17 protein-coding genes are annotated in these 18,197 nt (G+C 66.5%); 11 read left to right on the top strand and 6 right to left on the bottom strand.

Features of this window, described 5'->3' with window-relative positions; genetic code table 11:
• Positions 1–22: 22 nt before the first annotated feature.
• From xylB to BLQ70_RS09340, 8 genes are all read left to right on the top strand, one after another.
• The gene (gene xylB, locus BLQ70_RS09375) at positions 23–1,483 is read left to right on the top strand and encodes a xylulokinase (protein WP_091856759.1); all 1,461 of its coding nucleotides are present in this window, start codon (positions 23–25) and stop codon (positions 1,481–1,483) included.
• Between the two features lie 73 nt (positions 1,484–1,556).
• Entirely contained in the window at positions 1,557–2,234 is a 678-nt protein-coding gene (locus tag BLQ70_RS09370; RefSeq protein ID WP_091856758.1) for an HAD family hydrolase, read from the top strand.
• A gap of 8 nt (positions 2,235–2,242) precedes the next feature.
• Positions 2,243–3,190 (top strand): sugar-binding transcriptional regulator, encoded by a 948-nt coding sequence (locus BLQ70_RS09365; protein WP_061970464.1) that lies wholly within the window; start codon positions 2,243–2,245, stop codon positions 3,188–3,190.
• A gap of 159 nt (positions 3,191–3,349) precedes the next feature.
• Entirely contained in the window at positions 3,350–4,663 is a 1,314-nt protein-coding gene (locus BLQ70_RS09360; RefSeq protein ID WP_091856757.1) for an extracellular solute-binding protein, read from the top strand.
• A complete protein-coding gene (locus tag BLQ70_RS09355) occupies positions 4,647–5,651 on the top strand; it encodes an ABC transporter permease subunit (protein WP_061970461.1) in 1,005 nt (334 codons plus the stop codon). Before BLQ70_RS09360 ends, BLQ70_RS09355 begins: the two co-directional genes overlap by 17 nt.
• Positions 5,652–5,655: 4 nt before the next feature.
• Entirely contained in the window at positions 5,656–6,546 is an 891-nt protein-coding gene (locus BLQ70_RS09350; protein WP_091856756.1) for an ABC transporter permease subunit, read from the top strand.
• Positions 6,547–6,576: 30 nt separating this feature from the next.
• Positions 6,577–7,317: a glycerophosphodiester phosphodiesterase family protein gene (locus tag BLQ70_RS09345; protein ID WP_091856755.1), complete on the top strand. Its 741-nt coding sequence runs from the start codon at positions 6,577–6,579 to the stop codon at positions 7,315–7,317.
• 3 nt (positions 7,318–7,320) lie between these two features.
• On the top strand, positions 7,321–8,805 hold the full coding sequence (locus BLQ70_RS09340; RefSeq protein WP_091856754.1) for a mannitol dehydrogenase family protein: 1,485 nt from the start codon (positions 7,321–7,323) through the stop codon (positions 8,803–8,805).
• A gap of 47 nt (positions 8,806–8,852) precedes the next feature.
• Here BLQ70_RS09340 and BLQ70_RS09335 read toward each other — a convergent pair whose 3' ends face one another.
• Positions 8,853–9,155, bottom strand: coding sequence for a hypothetical protein (locus tag BLQ70_RS09335; protein ID WP_139163508.1), 303 nt, complete (start codon positions 9,153–9,155; stop codon positions 8,853–8,855).
• 321 nt (positions 9,156–9,476) lie between these two features.
• On the opposite strand from BLQ70_RS09335, the gene BLQ70_RS09330 reads away from it, so the two are divergent.
• The 3 genes from BLQ70_RS09330 to BLQ70_RS09320 are packed head-to-tail and all read left to right on the top strand — an operon-like array spanning position 9,477 to position 13,216.
• A complete protein-coding gene (locus tag BLQ70_RS09330) occupies positions 9,477–10,232 on the top strand; it encodes a gluconate 2-dehydrogenase subunit 3 family protein (protein WP_091856753.1) in 756 nt (251 codons plus the stop codon).
• A 3-nt stretch (positions 10,233–10,235) separates the two neighbouring features.
• Positions 10,236–11,999 (top strand): GMC family oxidoreductase, encoded by a 1,764-nt coding sequence (locus BLQ70_RS09325; protein WP_091856752.1) that lies wholly within the window; start codon positions 10,236–10,238, stop codon positions 11,997–11,999.
• Complete coding sequence (locus BLQ70_RS09320) at positions 11,996–13,216, top strand: c-type cytochrome (RefSeq protein WP_091856751.1); 1,221 nt, start codon at positions 11,996–11,998, stop codon at positions 13,214–13,216. The genes BLQ70_RS09325 and BLQ70_RS09320 overlap by 4 nt, the downstream gene beginning before the upstream one ends.
• 22 nt (positions 13,217–13,238) lie before the next feature.
• On the opposite strand, the gene BLQ70_RS09315 is transcribed toward BLQ70_RS09320, so the two are convergent.
• The 5 genes from BLQ70_RS09315 to BLQ70_RS09295 form a co-directional block, all read right to left on the bottom strand.
• Positions 13,239–13,913, bottom strand: a complete 675-nt coding sequence (locus BLQ70_RS09315) for an RraA family protein (protein ID WP_091856750.1) — start codon at positions 13,911–13,913, stop codon at positions 13,239–13,241.
• Between the two features lie 87 nt (positions 13,914–14,000).
• On the bottom strand, positions 14,001–15,518 hold the full coding sequence (locus tag BLQ70_RS09310; protein ID WP_061970447.1) for a tripartite tricarboxylate transporter permease: 1,518 nt from the start codon (positions 15,516–15,518) through the stop codon (positions 14,001–14,003).
• A gap of 2 nt (positions 15,519–15,520) precedes the next feature.
• Positions 15,521–15,976, bottom strand: a complete 456-nt coding sequence (locus tag BLQ70_RS09305) for a tripartite tricarboxylate transporter TctB family protein (protein ID WP_091856749.1) — start codon at positions 15,974–15,976, stop codon at positions 15,521–15,523.
• Between the two features lie 127 nt (positions 15,977–16,103).
• On the bottom strand, positions 16,104–17,072 hold the full coding sequence (locus BLQ70_RS09300; RefSeq protein WP_091856748.1) for a Bug family tripartite tricarboxylate transporter substrate binding protein: 969 nt from the start codon (positions 17,070–17,072) through the stop codon (positions 16,104–16,106).
• Between the two features lie 47 nt (positions 17,073–17,119).
• Entirely contained in the window at positions 17,120–18,121 is a 1,002-nt protein-coding gene (locus BLQ70_RS09295; protein ID WP_091856747.1) for a hydroxyacid dehydrogenase, read from the bottom strand.
• Positions 18,122–18,197 lie beyond the last annotated feature (76 nt).

Raw genomic sequence — 18,197 nt, 5'->3', positions numbered from 1 at the left:
ACCCTCACTACAAGGCCCCGATGTGAGCTTCATCGGCATCGATCTCGGGACATCCTCGGTCAAGGCCGTTCTGGTCGATGATCGGCAGCGCCTGCTCGCCACGGCTGCGCGGGAGCTTGTCGTCAGCCGCCCCGCGCCGCTCTGGTCGGAGCAGGAGCCCGCCGATTGGGTCGCCGCCACGCTGGACGTCCTGCGCAGCCTGAGGGATGCCACGCCCGATGCCTTCCGTCGCTGCGCCGGCATCGGCCTCTCCGGGCAGATGCATGGCGCGGTGCTGCTGAATGAGCGCGATGAACCGCTGCGCCCCTGCATCCTCTGGAATGACGGCCGTGCCGAAGCCGAGTGCACGGAGATCGAGGCGATCGAGCCCGAGTCCCGGGCGATCACCGGCAATATCGCCATGCCCGGCTTCACCGCGCCAAAACTGCTCTGGGTGCGCCGGCATGAGCCCGACATCTTCCGGCGCACCCGCAAGATCCTGCTGCCGAAGGCCTATCTGCGGCTCGTGCTGACCGGCGAGGCGATCGAGGAGATGTCCGACGCCTCCGGCACGCTCTGGCTCGACACCGGCCGCCGCGACTGGTCCGACCGGATGCTGGCCGCGACCGGGCTCGACCGCAGCCACATGCCTGCGCTCGTCGAGGGCTCGCAACCGGCCGGCCGCATGCGCCCCGACCTCAGCCGCGAGCTCGGCTTCGACGCTCCGCCCCTCTTCGCTGGCGGCGCTGGCGACAATGCCGCCGGCGCGATCGGGCTGGGCGCCGTGGCAACGGGATCAAGCTTCCTCTCCCTGGGCACCTCCGGCGTCTTGTGGCGTACGACCGCGGGCTTCGAACCGCGCGCCGGCAGCGCCGTCCATGCCTTCTGCCACGCCTTGCCCAAGCGCTGGCATCAGATGTCGGTCCATCTCTCGGCCGCCGCCAGCCTGAGCTGGTGGGCTTCGATCTCCGGACAATCGGAGGCTGCATTGCTGAGCGAGCTCGGCCCGCAGGCGGAGCAGCCCTCGCCGGTGCTCTTCACGCCCTATCTCTCGGGCGAGCGCACGCCTCATAACGATCCACAGATGCGAGGCATCTTCGCCGGCCTTGGCCACGAGGCCGATCGGCGGACCATGACCCAGGCGGTGCTGGAAGGCGTCGCCTTCGCCTTCAGGGATGGTAAGGAGGCCTTGGAGGCCGGGACCTCGCCGATCGAGGAGGCCCTGGCGATCGGCGGCGGCGCGCGCTCGGATCTGTGGCTGTCGATCCTCGCCGACACGCTGAACCTGCCACTCAAGCGCTATCGCCAGGCCGAGGCCGGCGCCGCCTTCGGGGCCGCGCGCCTCGCCCGTCTGGCCTGCACCGGCGAGCAGCCCGAGACAGTCTGCACGCCGCCATCAGGCGAAGCCGATACCTTCATGCCGCACCCAGCCAGGGCAGCGGCCTATGCGGAGCGCTACGCGGCCTGGCGTCGTGCTGCGGAGGTCAGTCGCACGTTGCGCTGATCGGAAACGGGTTTGACAGACAATCGGGCGAATGCTCTTCATGTGGGCATCCGTTCAAATCGATTGTTGCCCGATGCCTCAGCCGCTCTCCCCTTTCGACCTCGTCATCCTCGATTGCGACGGCGTGCTCGTCGACAGCGAAACCATCAGCTGCCGGACGCTGGTCGATATTCTCTCGCCTTTCGATCCCGGCTATGATCTGGAGATGGTCATGCGCCGCTATCTCGGGCGGCCGGCCAGCGCAGTCGTCGAGGATTACGAGAGAATGACCGGCCGCCCGGCCTCGGCTGATTTCACGCGGGATTGGCGGGCACAGCTCTTCACCGCCTTCAGGAACGACCTCCAGCCGGTCGAGGGCGTTCGCGAGGCCGTCAAGACGTTCGGAAGCGACTATTGCGTCGCCTCGTCGAGCGATGAGGAGCGCATCGAGATCTGCCTGCGCCAGACCGGTCTCTGGGACCTCTTCGAAGGCCGGATCTTCAGCACGACGCGCGTCAAGCGCGGCAAGCCGGCGCCCGACCTCTTCCTGCTGGCGGCGGGCGAGCGCGGCGTCGCACCCGAACGCTGCCTGGTGGTCGAGGACAGCGTCAGCGGCGTCATGGCCGCGAAGGCCGCGGGCATGACGGCCTATGGCCTCGCTGCCGGCAGCCATTTTGCCGTACTGGACCAGCGACAGGCGCTTCTCGCCGCCGGGGCCGACCGCCTCTTCGAATCCTGGCGGGAGCTCGCGCTCGCGCCGGCCGCCACCTGACGGGTCCGATGGCCGACAACGACAGCACCCGCCTCGAAGACGCCGCCCGCGCCGGCTGGCTCTATTATATCGCCGGCCGCACCCAGGACGATATCGCGCAGATCCTGAACATCTCGCGCCCGGCGGCGCAGCGCCTCGTCTCGCTCTGTCGCAGCGAGGGGCTGATCAGTTTCCGGATGAACCACCCGATCAGCACCTGCATGGATCTCGCCGCCCGGCTGCGCGACCGTTTCGAGCTGCTGCATTGCGATGTCGCCCCGTCGGACGGCTCGGCGGAAACCGGCGCAGCCGGCATCGCCGCGCTCGGCGGCGTGCTGATCGAGCGCTGGCTGCGCTCGCGCAAATCGCTGGTCATGGCGCTCGGCACCGGCCGCTCGATGCGCGCCAGCATCGAGCGCGTGCCGCCGATGTCCTGCCCGTTGCACCGGCTGGTCTCGCTGGTCGGCACCATCTCGCCGGACGGCTCGGCCAGCCCTTTCGACACGCTGGTCAAGCTCGCCGAGATCACCAAGGCACAGCATTTCCCGATGCCGCTGCCGCTCTACGTCTCGAGCCCCGAGGAACGCGCCCAGCTGATCGAGATCGAGTCGATCCGGCGCATCCGCGCCATCGCCGGCGAGGCCGATCTCTGGATGATGGGCATCAGCCAGATCGGCGAGGACGCCGTCCTGTACCGGGATGGCTTCATGACACGCAGCGAATTGCTCGACATGGTCCGCCACGGCGCGGTCGGCGAGGTCACCGGCTGGGTCTTCGACGCCGAAGGCCGCTTCCTCGAGCGCGGCACCAATCTGCGCGTCACCAGCGTGCCGCCGGAGCCCGGCAGCGCCCGCCTGCGCATCTGCATCGGCCAGGGCGCCGCCAAGGTCGCGCCATTGCGCGCCGCACTGGCCGGCAAGATCGTCAACGGCCTCGTCACGGACGAGGACACCGCCCGCGCTCTTCTCGCGGACTGACTCCACCCATCAACCTGCACCTCCACCCGCTCGCCCGCGAGCGATCGCGCACGGCTGTCATCCGCCCGTCACCAACGGTTGACATAACAAGCCAGTGTGCGAGCATATGCTTCAACAAAGAGCATATGCTCGCAAAAAACGGATGAGGGAGGCTTTGACATGCGACCTTTCTATGGTGCCTTGGCGGGCGCGGGCGCTCTGCTGCTGGCGGGGCTCAACTCCGCGCAGGCGGCGACGGAAATCGAGTTCTGGCATGCGATGAGCGGCGCGCTCGGCGAGCGCGTCGACGATCTCGTCAAGAAGTTCAACGACTCGCAGAAGGATTACGTCGTCAAGGCGATTGCCAAGGGCAATTACGACGAGGTCCTGAACGGCACGATCGCGGCCTATCGCGCCAAGCGCCAGCCCGAGATCGTGCAGTCGAACGAGCGTTCCTTCCTGACGATGGTCAATTCCGGCGCCATCGTCCCGACCGCCGAGCTGATGGAACAGCAGGGACGCCCGGTCGACGCCTCCAAATTCATCGCTCCGGTGGTCAGCTACTACACGATCGGCGGCAAGCTGCAGGCGATGCCGTTCAACTCCTCGACGCCGATCCTGTTCTACAACCGCGACCACTTCAAAGCCGCCGGCTTCGACAAGCCCGGCGCGACCTGGCAGGAGCTCGAGCCGCAGCTCGACGCGATCAAGGCCAAGGGCGTCTCTAAATGCGCGATGGTGCTGCCGGGCGACTACGAGTGGAGCTTCCTCGAGAACTACAGCGCGGTGAATGACATCCCGTACGCGACCAAGCGCAACGGCATGGACGGTCTCGACACCAGCTTCGTCTTCAACAAGGGCAAGCTCGTCGGCCAGGTCGAGCGCATGAAGCGGCTGGTCTCGTCCAACGTGATGCAGCTCGCCGGCCAGGGCATCATCCCGATCCAGCTCTTCACCTCCGGCGAATGCTCGACGATCATCGCCTCGACCGCCTCGCATGCCGCCGTCGTCGCCGCCGCGAAATTCGACTGGAGCGCCGCCGAATTGCCCTATGAGCAGGGCGTCACCCCCCGGAACAGCGTCATCGGCGGCGCCGCGCTCTGGACCCTGAAGGGCCATACGCCGGAGAAGTACAAGGCGGTCGCCGCCTTCTACGACTTCCTCGCCAAGACCGACACGCAGGTCTGGTGGCATCAGGCGACGGGCTATGTCCCGGTCACGACCGCCGCCTATGAAGCGGCCAAGGCGCAGGGCTACTACCAGAAGAACCCGACCCGCGAGATCGCCGTGGTGCAGTTGATGCGCGGCACGCCCAGCGACAATTCGCTCGGCTTCCGCATCGGCAACAGCAACCAGATCAATGTCGGGATCATGGAGGAGGTCTCGGCCGCCTTCCTCGGCAAGAAGCCGGTGCAGCAGGCGCTCGACGATGCGGTCTCGCGCGGCAACGAGGTGCTGCGCCGCTACGAGCAGCTCAATGCCGGCAAGAAATAATACGGCTACCCTTCCCGGAACGGCTGGCGGAGGCTCTCGTCTCCGCTGGCCGTTCCGGCGCCTGCTCCTGAAGGGGGCCGGCGATGGTCAGGCCGAAAGCGGGCTGAAGCGCGCCCATTTCAAGGAATGGCGCCTGCCCTTCTGGCTGCTCGCGCCGCAGCTCTTCATCCTGCTGCTGTTCTTCTTCATCCCCTCGATCAGGGCGCTGATCCAGGCTTTCCAGCTCACGGACCCGTTCGGTGCCACCACGCAATGGGTCGGCTTCCAGAATTTCGAACGGCTGTTTCGCAGCGGCGTCTACTGGTCCTCGGCGCAGGTGACGCTGATCTTCACGCTCGCGCAGAACGTGCTGACGCTGTCCGTCGCGCTGCTGCTCGCCTTCGCCTCGAACCACATCCTGCGCGGGCGCGGCGCCTATCGCACCGTGCTGCTGCTGCCCTATGCCATCGCGCCCGCGATCGCCGGCATCATGCTCGCCTTCCTGTTCAATCCCCGCGTCGGCCCTGTCGCGCAGATGCTGCAGGGGCTGGGGCTGGACTGGGACCCGAACCGCAATTCCTGGCACGCGCTCGCGCTGGTCGTGATGGCGGCCTCGTGGAAGCACATCTGCTACAACTACATCTTCCTCGTCGCCGCGCTGATGTCGGTGCCGCAGTCGATCCTCGAATCCGCCTATCTCGACGGCGCCGGGCCGGTCCAGCGCTTCCTGCGCATCTCGCTGCCGATGATCACGCCGACGCTGTTCTTCCTGATCGTGATCAACTTCGTCTACGGGCTGTTCGAGACCTTCGCCATCATCGATGCGACCACGCGGGGCGGCCCCGCCGGCGCCACTTCGATCCTCGTCTACAAGGTCTATCAGGATGGCTTCGTCACGCTCGACCTCGGCTCATCAGCCGCGCAATCCGTGGTGCTGATGGCGCTCGCACTGTTCCTGACCTTCGCGCAGTTCCGCTTCGTGGAGCGCCGCGTGAACTACAGCGTCTAGAGCGATGAACGAACGCACCCCTGTCATCGACGCCGTCTGTCACCTCATCCTGCTGGTGGGCGCGGCGCTCGTCTGCCTGCCGATCTATTTCGTCTTCGTCACCGGCTCGCTCTCACAGGCCGAGATCATGCAGGTGCCGATGTCCTGGCTGCCCGGCGACCAGTTCCTGGCGAATATGCAGACCGTTCTCAGCAGCGCCAATTTCGGCAGGCTCCTGCTCAACTCCTTCATCATCGCCTCGGGCATCACCATCGGGAAGCTGGCAGTCTCGGTGATCGCGGCCTTCGCCGTCACCTATTTCCGCTTCCCCTTCCGGATGACGGCCTTCTGGCTGATCTTCATGTCGCTGATGCTGCCGATCGAGGTGCGCATCGTGCCGACCTACGAGTCGGCGGCGAATGTCGCGCTGCCGCTCAACATCCTCGGCTCCTGGCTCGGCATCCAGGCGCTGGTCGGTCTCGACTGGAACCTGGTCAACACCTATTCAGGCCTGATCCTGCCGCTGATCGCCTCGGCGACCGCGACCTTCCTGTTCCGCCAGTTCTTCCTCACCATCCCCGACGAGCTCTGCGAGGCCGCCCGCATCGACGGCGCCACGCCCTGGCAGTTCTTCCGGCTGATCCTGCTGCCGCTCTCGCGCTCCAACATCGTGGCGCTGGCGATCATCCTCTTCCTGATGGGCTGGAACCAGTATCTCTGGCCGCTCCTGCTGACCACCGAGCCCGCCATGGCCAATGCCGTGATCGGCCTGAAGAAACTGATGCCGCAGAGCGACTCGCTGCCGACCTGGCATCTCCTGATGAACGCGGCCTTCCTGACGATGCTGCCGCCGACCCTCGTCATCCTCGTCCTCCAGCGCTGGTTCGTGAAGGGGCTGGTGGACAGCGGCAAATAACCCGCCCACGGGCAAGCAAGGCTTTTCGACATGCGGATCATCGGTCATCGCGGCGCGCGCAATATCTGGGCGGAGAACAGCCTGAGCGGCTTCCGCAACGTCTGCGGCCTCGGCGTCGACGCCGTCGAGCTCGACGTGCATCTCTCCAGCGACGGCGAGATCATGGTGATCCACGATCCGCTGCTCGAGCGCACCACCGACCACAAGGGCCCGGTCGCGCATCTCTCGCGCGCGGCGCTCGCCAAGGTGACGCTCGACGATACGCTGGGCGAGACGATCCCGACCCTGCCGGAAGTGCTCGATGTCTTCGGCCCGACCGGGATCGAGCTCGAGATCGAGATGAAGATGGATGCCTTCGGCAATCCCTATCCCGGCCTGCTCGACAAGGTCATCGCCCTGGTCGAGGCCCGCAACATGACCTCCCGCGTCGTGCTGACCTGCTTTGTGCCGGAGGTGATCGAGGAGATCCGGGCCAGGGCCCCGCATATGCGCCGGCTCGCCTCGGTCGACCGCCGCTCCTGCGAGGCCTTCGGCGGCGTCGACCGAACCCTGCAGCGCTTCGTCGATCTCGGCTGCATCATCGCGGTCGAGCAGTCGCTGCTGCGGCTCACCGTCGACCGCGCCGTCGGCATCGTCGGGCGCGACAAGCTCGGCGCCTGGGTGCCCAATACCGTGCGCGAGCTCGATTTCTGGCTGGGCCAGCCGATCTCGCAGATCACCAGCGACCGGCCGGACCTCGCCTTGATGCTGCGCAAGACAAGGCAGGCCTGAGCCATGGCAGTGCGCCTGTCCCGCGCCACGCTTGGACAGCTCGGGCCGTCGGTCGGCATCCCCGGCTACCGGCGGGACGAGCTGAGCCCCGGCATCGTCCATATCGGCGTCGGCAACTTCCATCGCGCCCATCAGGCCGCCTATCTCGACGAAATGTTCGAGCGCGGGCTGGATCGCGACTGGGCCATCGTCGGCACCGGCGTGCGTGAGAGCGACGCCGAAATGGGACGCGATCTCGCCGCGCAGGATTTCCTGACCACGGTGGTGACGCAGGAGGCGGAACGTTCGCAGGCGCGCGTCACGGGCGCGATGATCGATTTCGTCGCGCCGGGCGACAGCGCGGCGGTTCTCGGAAAACTTGTCGATCCCCGCACGCGGATCGTCTCGCTGACCGTCACCGAAGGCGGCTATTACATTGATCCGGCGACGCAGGCCTTCGATCCCGGCCATCCCGATATCCTCGCCGATGCCGCAGATCGCCTCGCACACCCGAAGACCGCTTTCGGTCTGATCGCCGCCGGGTTGCTGAGGCGGCGCGCCGCCGGCCTGCCGCCCTTCACCGTGATGTCCTGCGACAACCTGCCGGGTAATGGCCATGTCACGGCGGATGCCGTCGCCGGGCTCGTCGATCTCATCGATCCCACTGAGGCGCGCTGGATCCGCGAGAGCGTGGCCTTTCCCAACGGCATGGTCGACCGCATCACGCCCGCGACCTCGGAACGCGAACGCCGGACGCTGCGCGACGATTTCGGCATCGAGGACAGCCGCCCGGTCTTCTGCGAGGACTTCCGGCAATGGGTACTGGAGGATCATTTCCCGGCCGGCCGCCCGCGCCTCGAAGAGGTCGGCGTCCAGTTCGTCGCCGATGTCGCGCCGTTCGAACTGATGAAGATCCGCATCCTCAATGGCGGCCATGCGGCGATCGCCTATCCTGCCGGCCTGCTCGACATCCATTTCGTCCATGAGGCGATGCAGGACACGCAGATCGCCCGCTTCCTCTCGGCGCTTCTCGACGACGAAATCATCCCCGTCGTTCCGCCGGTGCCGGACACCGATCTCGCCGACTACAAGCGCACGATCGAGCGACGCTTCGCTAATCCGAAGATCGGCGATACCATCCGCCGGCTTTGCCTCGATGGCTCGAACCGCCAGCCGAAATTCATCCTGCCGACATTGCGCGACGCCTTGCAGAGCGGTCGCTCCATCGACGGCTTGGCCCTCGTCAGCGCGCTATGGTGCCGCTACTGCCATGGCGAAACCGAAAGCGGGCAGGCGATCGCGCCGAATGACCCGAACTGGTCGCGGCTGACGACGCAGGCGCGGCAGGCCCGGCAAATGCCCGAAGCCTGGCTTGCGATGCAGGATGTCTACGGCGACCTCGGGACGAACCAGCGCTTCCGCGATAGCTTCACAATGGCGCTGCAGCGTCTCTGGCGGTCAGGAACCCGCGCGAGCCTCGACCATTACCTTGCTGCGCGCGGCTCCTGAGAGAGCGGCCGCACGGGCCGGGCCGGGGGGCGAACGGCTCGCCTGTCCTACGCGACGTCGTGGCAGTGAGTGCCCGCGCGAAGCTCCACATACTTCCGGCGCGTTTCGGCAGTGTTCGGTAGGCCGCTTTCCTGGAGCCAGGCAAGAAATTCAGCCGGCTTGATCGTGACGATTTCCAGCGCTCGCCCTCGTGCGAGCCAGGCATTCATCACCGCCACCGCATTTTGATGCCAGGTCTCATAATCCGAGGGCATCTGATCGCGGTCGTGAGCGAGTTCCCAGAGCCGGGAGAAATCCTCCCGCTCGTACCACGGCATCGCAACCGTGTACGCCTCGACTGTCGGTTTCACGTTGAAGCCGATCGTCCGCGCGCGGCGCGGAAACTGAGAGTGCTAACCGCCCAATCGGGGGTAGTCGGCTCTCGGAAATTAGGCGCGAACAGCGCCCGGAAGTCAATGCAGAACGTCTCTCGGCTGAGGGGGCAAGCACTCGCATCCCTTCAAGTTTTGCCGGTTCCTCGTCCACTGCGGAGAACCACATTGGAATTGTTCCATGTTCGTAGAGCATGGCGGCTGCGCGGGGTTTCCGATTGATCCCGCCCGATCCGAGGCAGAGCTTGCCGATAGCGGAGCCGGCACCTCCTGGCTCACGCCGATCGAAAAGGCTGCCCGATGCCGCCCACCTCGTCTTTCAGTCGCCGCCGCTTCCTCTCCTCCACCGGCCTGCTCTTCCTGATCGCATCGGTTCCCGGCGCCCGCGCCGCCGAGCATTCCGGCACCCTCCCCTGGAAGCCCTTTGCAGCCCTGCCACCCGAGCCCTTGCCCGGCGGGCGCTGGTATGTGCTGACGCCGGATGAAGCCCGCACCGTCGAGGCGATCGTCGACCGCCTGATCCCGGCCGACGAACTCAGCATCGGCGGCAAGGATGCCGGCTGCGCCAGCTTCATCGACCGCCAGCTCGCCGGCAGCTACGGCTCATCGGATCGGCTCTATATGCAAGGCCCCTTCGTCGCCGGTTTGCCGACGCAAGGCTATCAGGGCGCCGAGACGCCGGTCGCGCGCTACCGGGACGGCCTCGCGGCGCTGAACAAGCACGCGCAGGCGCAGTTCTCCGGCAAGAACTTCTTCGACCTCGCCGCCGCCGAGCAGGATCAGGCCCTGAAGGACTTCGAAGCCGGCAAGGTCGACTACAAGCCGGCCGCCGGCTTCTTCAACCTCGTGCTGCAGAACACGATGGAAGGCTTCTTTGCCGACCCGATCTATGGCGGCAACAAGGACATGGCCGGCTGGAAATTCATCGGCTTTCCGGGCGCCCGCTACGATTACCGCGACTACATCACGGCCCATAACAAGCCCTTCCCCCTGCCGCCCCTGTCGATCGCGGGACGGCCGGAATGGAAGACCGGCGACAAGGCAGGCGGGAACTGAGACATGGCCCGGAAACTCCCCCGCAAGGATGTCGTCATCGTCGGGCTCGGCTGGACCGGCTCGATCCTGGCCCATGAACTGACCGATGCCGGCCTCGACGTCGTCGCGATCGAGCGCGGCCCCTGGCGCGACACGGCGACCGATTTCAACGTCGCCTATGCCCCCGACGAACTGCGCTACGCCGTGCGCAAGGACCTGTTCCTGCAGCCGGCGCAGGAAGCCATGACGATGCGCAATGACGTCTCGCAGACGGCGCTGCCGATGCGCGACTACGGCTCCTTCCTGCCCGGAACCGGCGTCGGCGGCGCGGGAACGCACTGGAACGGCCATACCTGGCGCTTCTTCCCGAGCGATTTCGCGCTGAAGACCCATCTGACCGAACGCTACGGCGCCCAGCGGATCGCCGATCTCCAGCTTCAGGACTGGGGCGTCTCCTATGACGAGATGGAGAGCGCCTTCGACCGTTTCGAATATCTCTGCGGCATCTCCGGCAAGGCCGGGAACCTCAACGGCGCGATCCAGCAGGGCGGCAACCCGTTCGAGGGACCGCGCAAGCGCGACTATCCGCTGCCACCGATGCAGATGACCTATGCGCCGACCCTCTTCGCGGAAGCAGCGCGCTCCAAGGGACTGCATCCCTTCCCGACGCCCTCGGCCAATCTCTCCGGCGCCTATGTCAACCCGCTGGGGATCGCGATGGGCCAGTGCACGGCTTGCGGCTTCTGCGAGCGCTTCGGCTGCGCCAATTATTCGAAGTCGAGCGCCCATACGACCGTGCTGCCGGTGCTGATGCGCAAATCGAATTTCGAGGCGCGCACCGAATGCGAGGTGCTGAAGATCAACCTCGCGGCCGATGGCAAGACCGCGACCGGCGTCACCTATATCGACGTCAACGGCGAAACCTTCGAGCAGCCGGCCGATCTCGTCCTGCTCAACGCCTACGGCCTGTTCAATGTCCGGCTGATGCTGCTCTCCGGCATCGGCAAGCCTTATGACCCGGCGAGCGGCGAAGGCGTGGTCGGGCGCAACTACTGCTACCAGACCAATGCCAGCACACAGGTCTTCTTCGAAGGCAAGCACATGAACCCGTTCATCGCGGCCGGTGCGCTTGGCCAGTCGCTGGACGATTATAATGGCGATGCCTTCGACCATGGCCCGCTGGACTTCGTCGGCGGCGCCGGCATCAACTGCATCCCGACCAATGGCCGTCCGATCCAGTACCGGCCGGTGCCGCCCGGCACGCCGCGCTGGGGCTCCGCCTGGAAGAAGGCGACGAAGCAGTACTACAACAACACGCTGATCTTCTCGTCGCAGGGCTCCTCCTACGCGACACGCGGCAACTATCTCGACCTCGACCCGACCTATAAGGACCGCTTCGGCCGGCCGCTGCTGCGTGTGACCTTCGATTTCCCGGACAACGACATCCGCATGTCGAACTGGGTCAGCGACCGCATGAAGGAGATCGCCGACGCGCTCGGCGGCAAGCAGGCGGTGGTCGGCAAGCAGCGCAAGGGCTGGAACTCCGTCCCCTACCAGAGCACCCACAACACCGGCGGCGCGATCATGGGCACGGACCCGAAGACCAGCGCCGTCAACCGCCACCTGCAGGCCTGGGACGTGCCGAACGTCTTCGTTATCGGCGCCTCCGCCTTCCCGCAGAATGCCGGCAAGAACCCGACAGGCCCGGTCGGCGCACTCGCCTACTGGGCCGCGGATGCCATCCGCAATCATTATCTGAAGAACCCCGGCAAGCTGGTGGAAGCATGAAGAAGGCAGCGCTCATCGCCGGCCTCGCGGCCGCCACCGTCTTCGGGGCGAAGGGCTTCGCCTCCGACCTGTTCGACCGCATCGAGGCCGGCCGCTATCAGGCTGTCCTGGCCGATTGCTCCGCCTGCCACACCAGACCGGGCGGCAAGCCCTTCGCCGGCGGCCTGCCGCTGCAAACCCCCTTCGGCGCACTGGTACCTCCGAACATCACGCCCGATCCCGAGACCGGTATCGGCAGCTGGAGCTATGCCGATTTCCGCAATGCGCTGAAGACGGGCATCGGCAAGGGCGGCAAGCGGCTTTATCCGGCGATGCCCTATCCCGCCTATGCGACGATGAAGGACACTGACATCGCCGATCTCTGGGCCTATTTCCAGAAGGTCGAGCCGGTGACGAACCACGTCGTATCGAACCAGCTCCCCTTCCCGTTCAGCATCCGCGCTTCGATGATCGGCTGGAACTGGCTCAACTTCTCGCCAAAGGAGTTCCAGCCTGATCCCGCGAAGTCGGCAGCCTGGAACCGCGGCGCCTATCTCGTCAACGGCGCCGGCCATTGCGGCACCTGCCATACGCCGAAGAGCCTGACAGGCGCCGACAAATCAGGTGAATTCCTGCGGGGCGGCAGTCTCCAGAGTTGGTACGCCCCCAACCTGACCGGCGATCCGCACAAGGGGCTCGGCAGCTGGTCGACTGACGACATCGTCTCCTATCTGAAGACCGGCGCGAACCGCTTCGACATCGCCTCGGGGCCGATGGCGGAAGCAATCACCCAGTCGACCAGCAAATGGGACGATGCCGATCTCCAGGCGGTCGCGGCCTATCTCAAGGACATCAAGAGCGACGGCACGCCCGCCCCGCAACCGCTTGCGGCAACCGATCCGGCAATGGCCGCCGGCAAGGCGATCTATCTCGACCGCTGCTCGGCCTGCCACAACTCGACCGGCGCGGGTCAGGCCTCGCTCTTCGCGACCCTCGCCAAGGCCCCGGTGATCAACAGCACCGACCCGACCTCGCTCATCCGCGTCGTGCTGCAGGGCAGCCAGGCCGTCGCCACCACGGCCCGGCCGACGACGCCTGCCATGCCGTCCTTCGGCTGGAATCTCGGCGATGCCGATGTCGCGAACGTGCTGACCTATGTCCGCAACAGCTGGGGCAACGCCGCGCCGCCGGTGACACCGGGACAGGTCAAGGATCTGCGAGCGGCGCTGAAGCGATAGGGTTCGCCGACCTCCGCAACGATCAGGCCTCGATCGCGCAGCCCAGCCGCGCGAGCGTGGCGTCGATCCAGCTGCGATCGTCCTTGCCCTGCTCGATCGCCTGCATCTTCTTTTCTTCCGTCGCGTGCTTCTTGTGGGCGGCGGCATAGATCGTCTCCGCCTGGTCGAAGGGCACGCAGAGGATGCCGTCATCGTCGCCGATGACGAGGTCGCCGGGCTCGATCACCATGCCCTCGATCGCGATCGGCACGTTGATCTCACCGGGGCCGTCCTTGTAGGGGCCGCGATGGCTGATGCCGGCGGCATAGATCGGCAGATCGTTCTCGCGGATCCAGGCGGAGTCGCGCACGGCGCCGTGAAGCACGATCCCGGCGATGCCGCGCTTGCGGGCATGGGCGATCATCAATTCGCCGATCAGCGCATTGGTGAGGTCCCCGCCGCCATCGACCACGACGACGTCTCCGGGAGTGGCGAGGTCGAGCGCCTTGTGGATCATCAGGTTGTCGCCCGGCCGCGTCTTCACGGTAAGCGCCGGTCCGGCCATCACGCCGCCGCGATGGAGCGGGCGCAGCGAGGCGCCGCCGGCCGTCATCCGCGACATCGAATCGCTGACATTGGCGACCGGGACCGTACGGAAGCGCGCGACGAGTTCGGCCTCGACCTGGCGGCGGCGCTTGAGGATGCGAAATCCGATCATGGGACGTCCTTGATTGTCGCGCCGAACTGGGCAGCGCAGCGGCTGGGAGAATGAGGTGCTGCGAAACGGGCGGTTGCGCCGGCGCGCTCAGGTCGCGCTGGCTTCCTCTTCCTGATCGACGCGCGCCTTGCCGCGGCGGATGGCGGGCAGGGCCATGCTGACGAGCAGCAGCAGCGAGAGCGAAAGGAAGGTCAGGCTGATCGGGCTCTTCACGAAGACCGAGAGATCACCTTCCGAGAGCAGCAGCGCCCGGCGGATGTTCTCTTCCATCATCGGGCCGAGCACATAGCCCAGCACCAGCGGCGCGGGAGGGCATTTCAGCTTCGCCAACACATAGCCGAGCACGCCGATCGCCGCGCAGAGATAGACGTCGATCGCGCTGTTGTTGAGGCTGTAGTTGCCGAGCGCGCAGAACATCACGATCGCCGGGAACAGCCAGCGATAGGGAATGCTGAGCAGGCGGACCCAGAGGCCGACCAAGGGCAGGTTCAGCGCGACGAGGAGGGCGTTGCCGATGAACATGCTGGCGATGACGCCCCAGAACAGCTCGGGATTGCGCGCCATCACCGTGGGACCGGGCTGGACGCCGTTCATGATCAACGCGCCGAGGATCAGCGCCATGGTCGCGCTGCCGGGGATGCCGAGGGTCAGCGTCGGGATGAAGGCGGTCTGCGCGGCCGCATTGTTGGCGGCTTCCGGCGCGGCGACGCCCTCGATCGCGCCCTGGCCGAAGCGGGACGGGTCCTTCGCCAGCTTCTTCTCGAGCATGTAGGCGGAGAAGGACGAGATCGACGGGCCGGTGCCGGGCAGGATGCCGAAGAAGGAGCCGATCGCAGTGCCGCGCAAGGTCGGCAGGAACGAAGCCTTCAGGTCCTCCCAGCGCGGCATCAGGCCGCCGACATTCCTGGTGAAGACCTCGCGGGCCTCCTTCTGCTCCAGGTTGATGACGACCTCGGAGATCGCGAAGATGCCGACGGCGAGCACGGTGAAGCCGATGCCGTCGGCGAGCTCGGGCAGGCCGAAGGTGTAGCGCTCGACGCCGGAATTCACGTCGGTGCCGACGAGGCCGATCAGCAGCCCGACCACGACCATGGCGAGCGCCTTGACCATGTCGCCATGGCTGAGCACGGAAGCCGCGACGAGGCCGAGCACCATCAGGGCGAAGTAGTCTTCGGCGCCAAAGCGCAGCGCCCAGGAGGCGAGCGGCACGCCGAGCGCGACGATCAGCAAGGTCCCGATGCAGCCGGCGACGAAGGAGGAGAGCGCGGCGATCGCAAGCGCCGCGCCGGCCCGGCCGCGGCGCGCCATCTGGTAGCCGTCGAGGCAGGTCACGGCGGACGAGGTCTCGCCGGGCAGGTTGACCAGGATCGCCGTGGTCGAGCCGCCATATTGCGCGCCGTAATAGATGCCCGAGAGCATGATGACGGCCGAGACCGGCGGCAGGCCGAAGGTGATCGGCAGCAGCATCGAGATCGTCACCAGCGGGCCCACGCCCGGCAGCACGCCGATCAGGGTGCCCAGCAGCACGCCGAGGAAGCAATAAGCCAGGTTCTGCAGCGACAGGGCGACGCCGAAGCCGAGCACGAAGTGATCGATGATCTCCATGATCAGAAATTCCACGCGAAGAGGGCGTAGGGCAGCTTCAGCCCCCAGACGAAGACGACGGCGGCGAAGACCGACATCACCGCCGTCAGGACGAGCACCTCCCGCGTCTTGAATTCATGGCCGGCACGGGCCGAGACGAAGAACAGCGCAGCAAGCGCCGGCACCAGACCGGCCCGCTCGAGCAGGAAACCGAAGAGCAGGAGCGAGGCGCTCAACAGGGCAAGCGGCAGCCAGCCCCATCCGCCCTCGACGGGCATGCAGCTGCGCAGTCCCTTGAGGAAGATGACGATGCCGAAGCCGATCAGGACGAGGCTGAGGACGCGCGGGAAATAGCCCGGCCCCATGTCGATCGTGGTCCCGAACGTGTAGCCGAGCGCAATCGCAAAGCCGAGCGCGCCTAGTCCCATGAACAGCAGGCCGGCGAGGGCGTCCTGGTTCTTGAAGATGCTGGTTCTCATGGCCGATATCCGCAGGATGCCGGGCGGCACGGCTTGGCGCCGCCGGGACACAGACTTTCTGGGATGGATGGTACGACGTGCCGGGAAACCGCCGCCTTGCAGTGGCGGCCCCGGCCTGCGTATCGGCTCAGTCGGCGACCTTCACGCCGGCCGCCTTGATGACCTCGGTCCATTTCGGCACATCGGACTTGATCAGCGCGCCGAACTCCTCGCTGCTGCCGCCGAGCGCCTCGGCGCCGGCCGAGCGCAGCTTGGCCTTGGTATCGGGCTGCTGCAGCACCTTGTTGAGCTCGGTATTGATGCGCGCGACGATCGGCGCAGGGACGCCCGTCGGCGCCGCAAGGCCCCACCAGGTCACGGCCTCGGAATTCTTCAGGCCCTTCTCCTCGAAGGTCGGGACATCCGGCAGGTCGGCATCGCGCTTGGTCGCGAAGACCGCGATCGGGCGCAGCACGCCTTCCTTGATCTGCACCATCGCCGAGGGGACCGACGAGATGTAGATCTCGACGCGCCCGCCGAGCAGGTCCGGCAGCGCCTGGGCCGCGCCCTTGTAGGGAACGTGGCGGAACTTGACGCCGGCAAGCTGCTGCAGGAGTTCGCCGGCCAGATGCGAGCTTGTCCCGACGCCGGGCGAAGCGAAGGTCAGCTTGCCGTCCTTGGCCTTCGCCGCGGCAATGAGATCCTCGACCGTCTTCAAGGGCGAATCCTTGGCGACGACCAGCACCTGCGGCGCCGAGGCGACGAGGCCGATCGGCGCGAAATCCTTGATCGGGTCGTAATTGGCCTTGCCGAGGATCGGGTTGATCACGAGATTGGCGTTCTGTGCGAGGACGATGGTGTAGCCGTCCGGCGCAGCCTTGCCGGCGAGGCTCAGGCCGACGCTGCCACCGCTGCCCGGCTTATTCTCGGCCACCATAGTCCAGCCCGTGCTTTCGCCGAGCTTCTGGGCAATGACGCGCGCGACGACGTCGGTGCCGCCGCCCGGCGGAAACGGAATGACGAGGCGGATCGGCTTTTCTGGATATTGCTGTGCCGATGCTGTCGTCGCCAGCGCCGACAGGGCCAGTGCGGCGAGCGCCTTGTAGACAATCTTCATGGTCTTCCTCCCGTTTGTTATGGTCGTCCGGTATCTGGTCCGGATCTTCAGGCAGCGAGTTCGGTCAACCTCGCGAGGCTGGCCGCATCCGGCTCTTCTCCATCGAGCACGGCGATGACGTGCCGGGCGGCGATCTCGGCCATCGTCTTGGCCGATCCCGCGGTCACGCCGGCGATATGCGGGGTTGCGATCAGGTTGGGCAGCGCCCAGAGCGGGCTGTCCGCGGCCGGCGGCTCGACCGCGAAACTGTCGAGACCCGCCCCGGCGATCCGGCCTTCCAGCAGCGCGGCGACAAGCGCCGCCTCGTTGATGAGGGCGCCGCGGGCCGTGTTGACCACCAGCGAGGTCGGCTTCATCAGGCCGAAGCGGCGCGCGTCCAGCAGATCGCGCGTGGCGTTGGTCAGCGGGCAATGCAGGCTGACGATGTCGGCTTCCGCAATGAGGCTGTCGAGATCGCGTTCGCAATCCGCCCCGAACTGCGCGATCGCCGCGCGGGCATGGGGGTCGTGCAGCAGGACGGTCATGCCGAGGCCCTGCGCCATCCGGGCGACATGCTGGCCGATCGAGCCGAAGCCGACGAGCCCGATCACGGTGCCGATGATATCGCGCCCGATGAAGCTCGGCTTCGGCCAGGTTCCGGCCTTCACGGCCGTGTCGAGACGCGGGATGTCCTTCAGCAGGGTCAGGGCCAGCGCGATGGTGTGTTCGGCGACGGCGCGCGAGTTCGAGCCCATAGCGCGGATGACCGGGATATCGCGCGAAGCGGCCGCCTGCAGGTCGATATTGTCGACGCCGACGCCGTGCTTGGCGATGACGCGCAAGCGCGGCGAGGCTGCAATGATCGCCTCGTCGACACGGCCCTGGCGGACGATCAGCGCATCGACCTGCAATTCGGCTGCACGCTGGGCCACCTGCTCGCTCGGCGCATAGGCCGGCGAGAAGAAGACGTCGACGTCATGCGCGTTGAGAAGCTGGATGGCGTTCTCGGCCAAACGGTCATGCGTGACGAGCACGCGCCTGCCGCGGGTGCGGGCACTGGTATCGGTCATCTCTGCGTTTCCTCACGGCTGCCTCGCATCCCGCTTCGCAGCGGTTGGGCGCCTTTCGGGAACACTATTGACCAAG

It is taken from the genome of Allobosea robiniae (assembly GCF_900102525.1).
In the GTDB taxonomy this organism is placed as follows: domain Bacteria; phylum Pseudomonadota; class Alphaproteobacteria; order Rhizobiales; family Beijerinckiaceae; genus Allobosea; species Allobosea robiniae.
The sequence above is the reverse complement of the archived record's forward strand: the minus strand, read 5'-3'. Positions and strand labels throughout refer to the sequence as shown.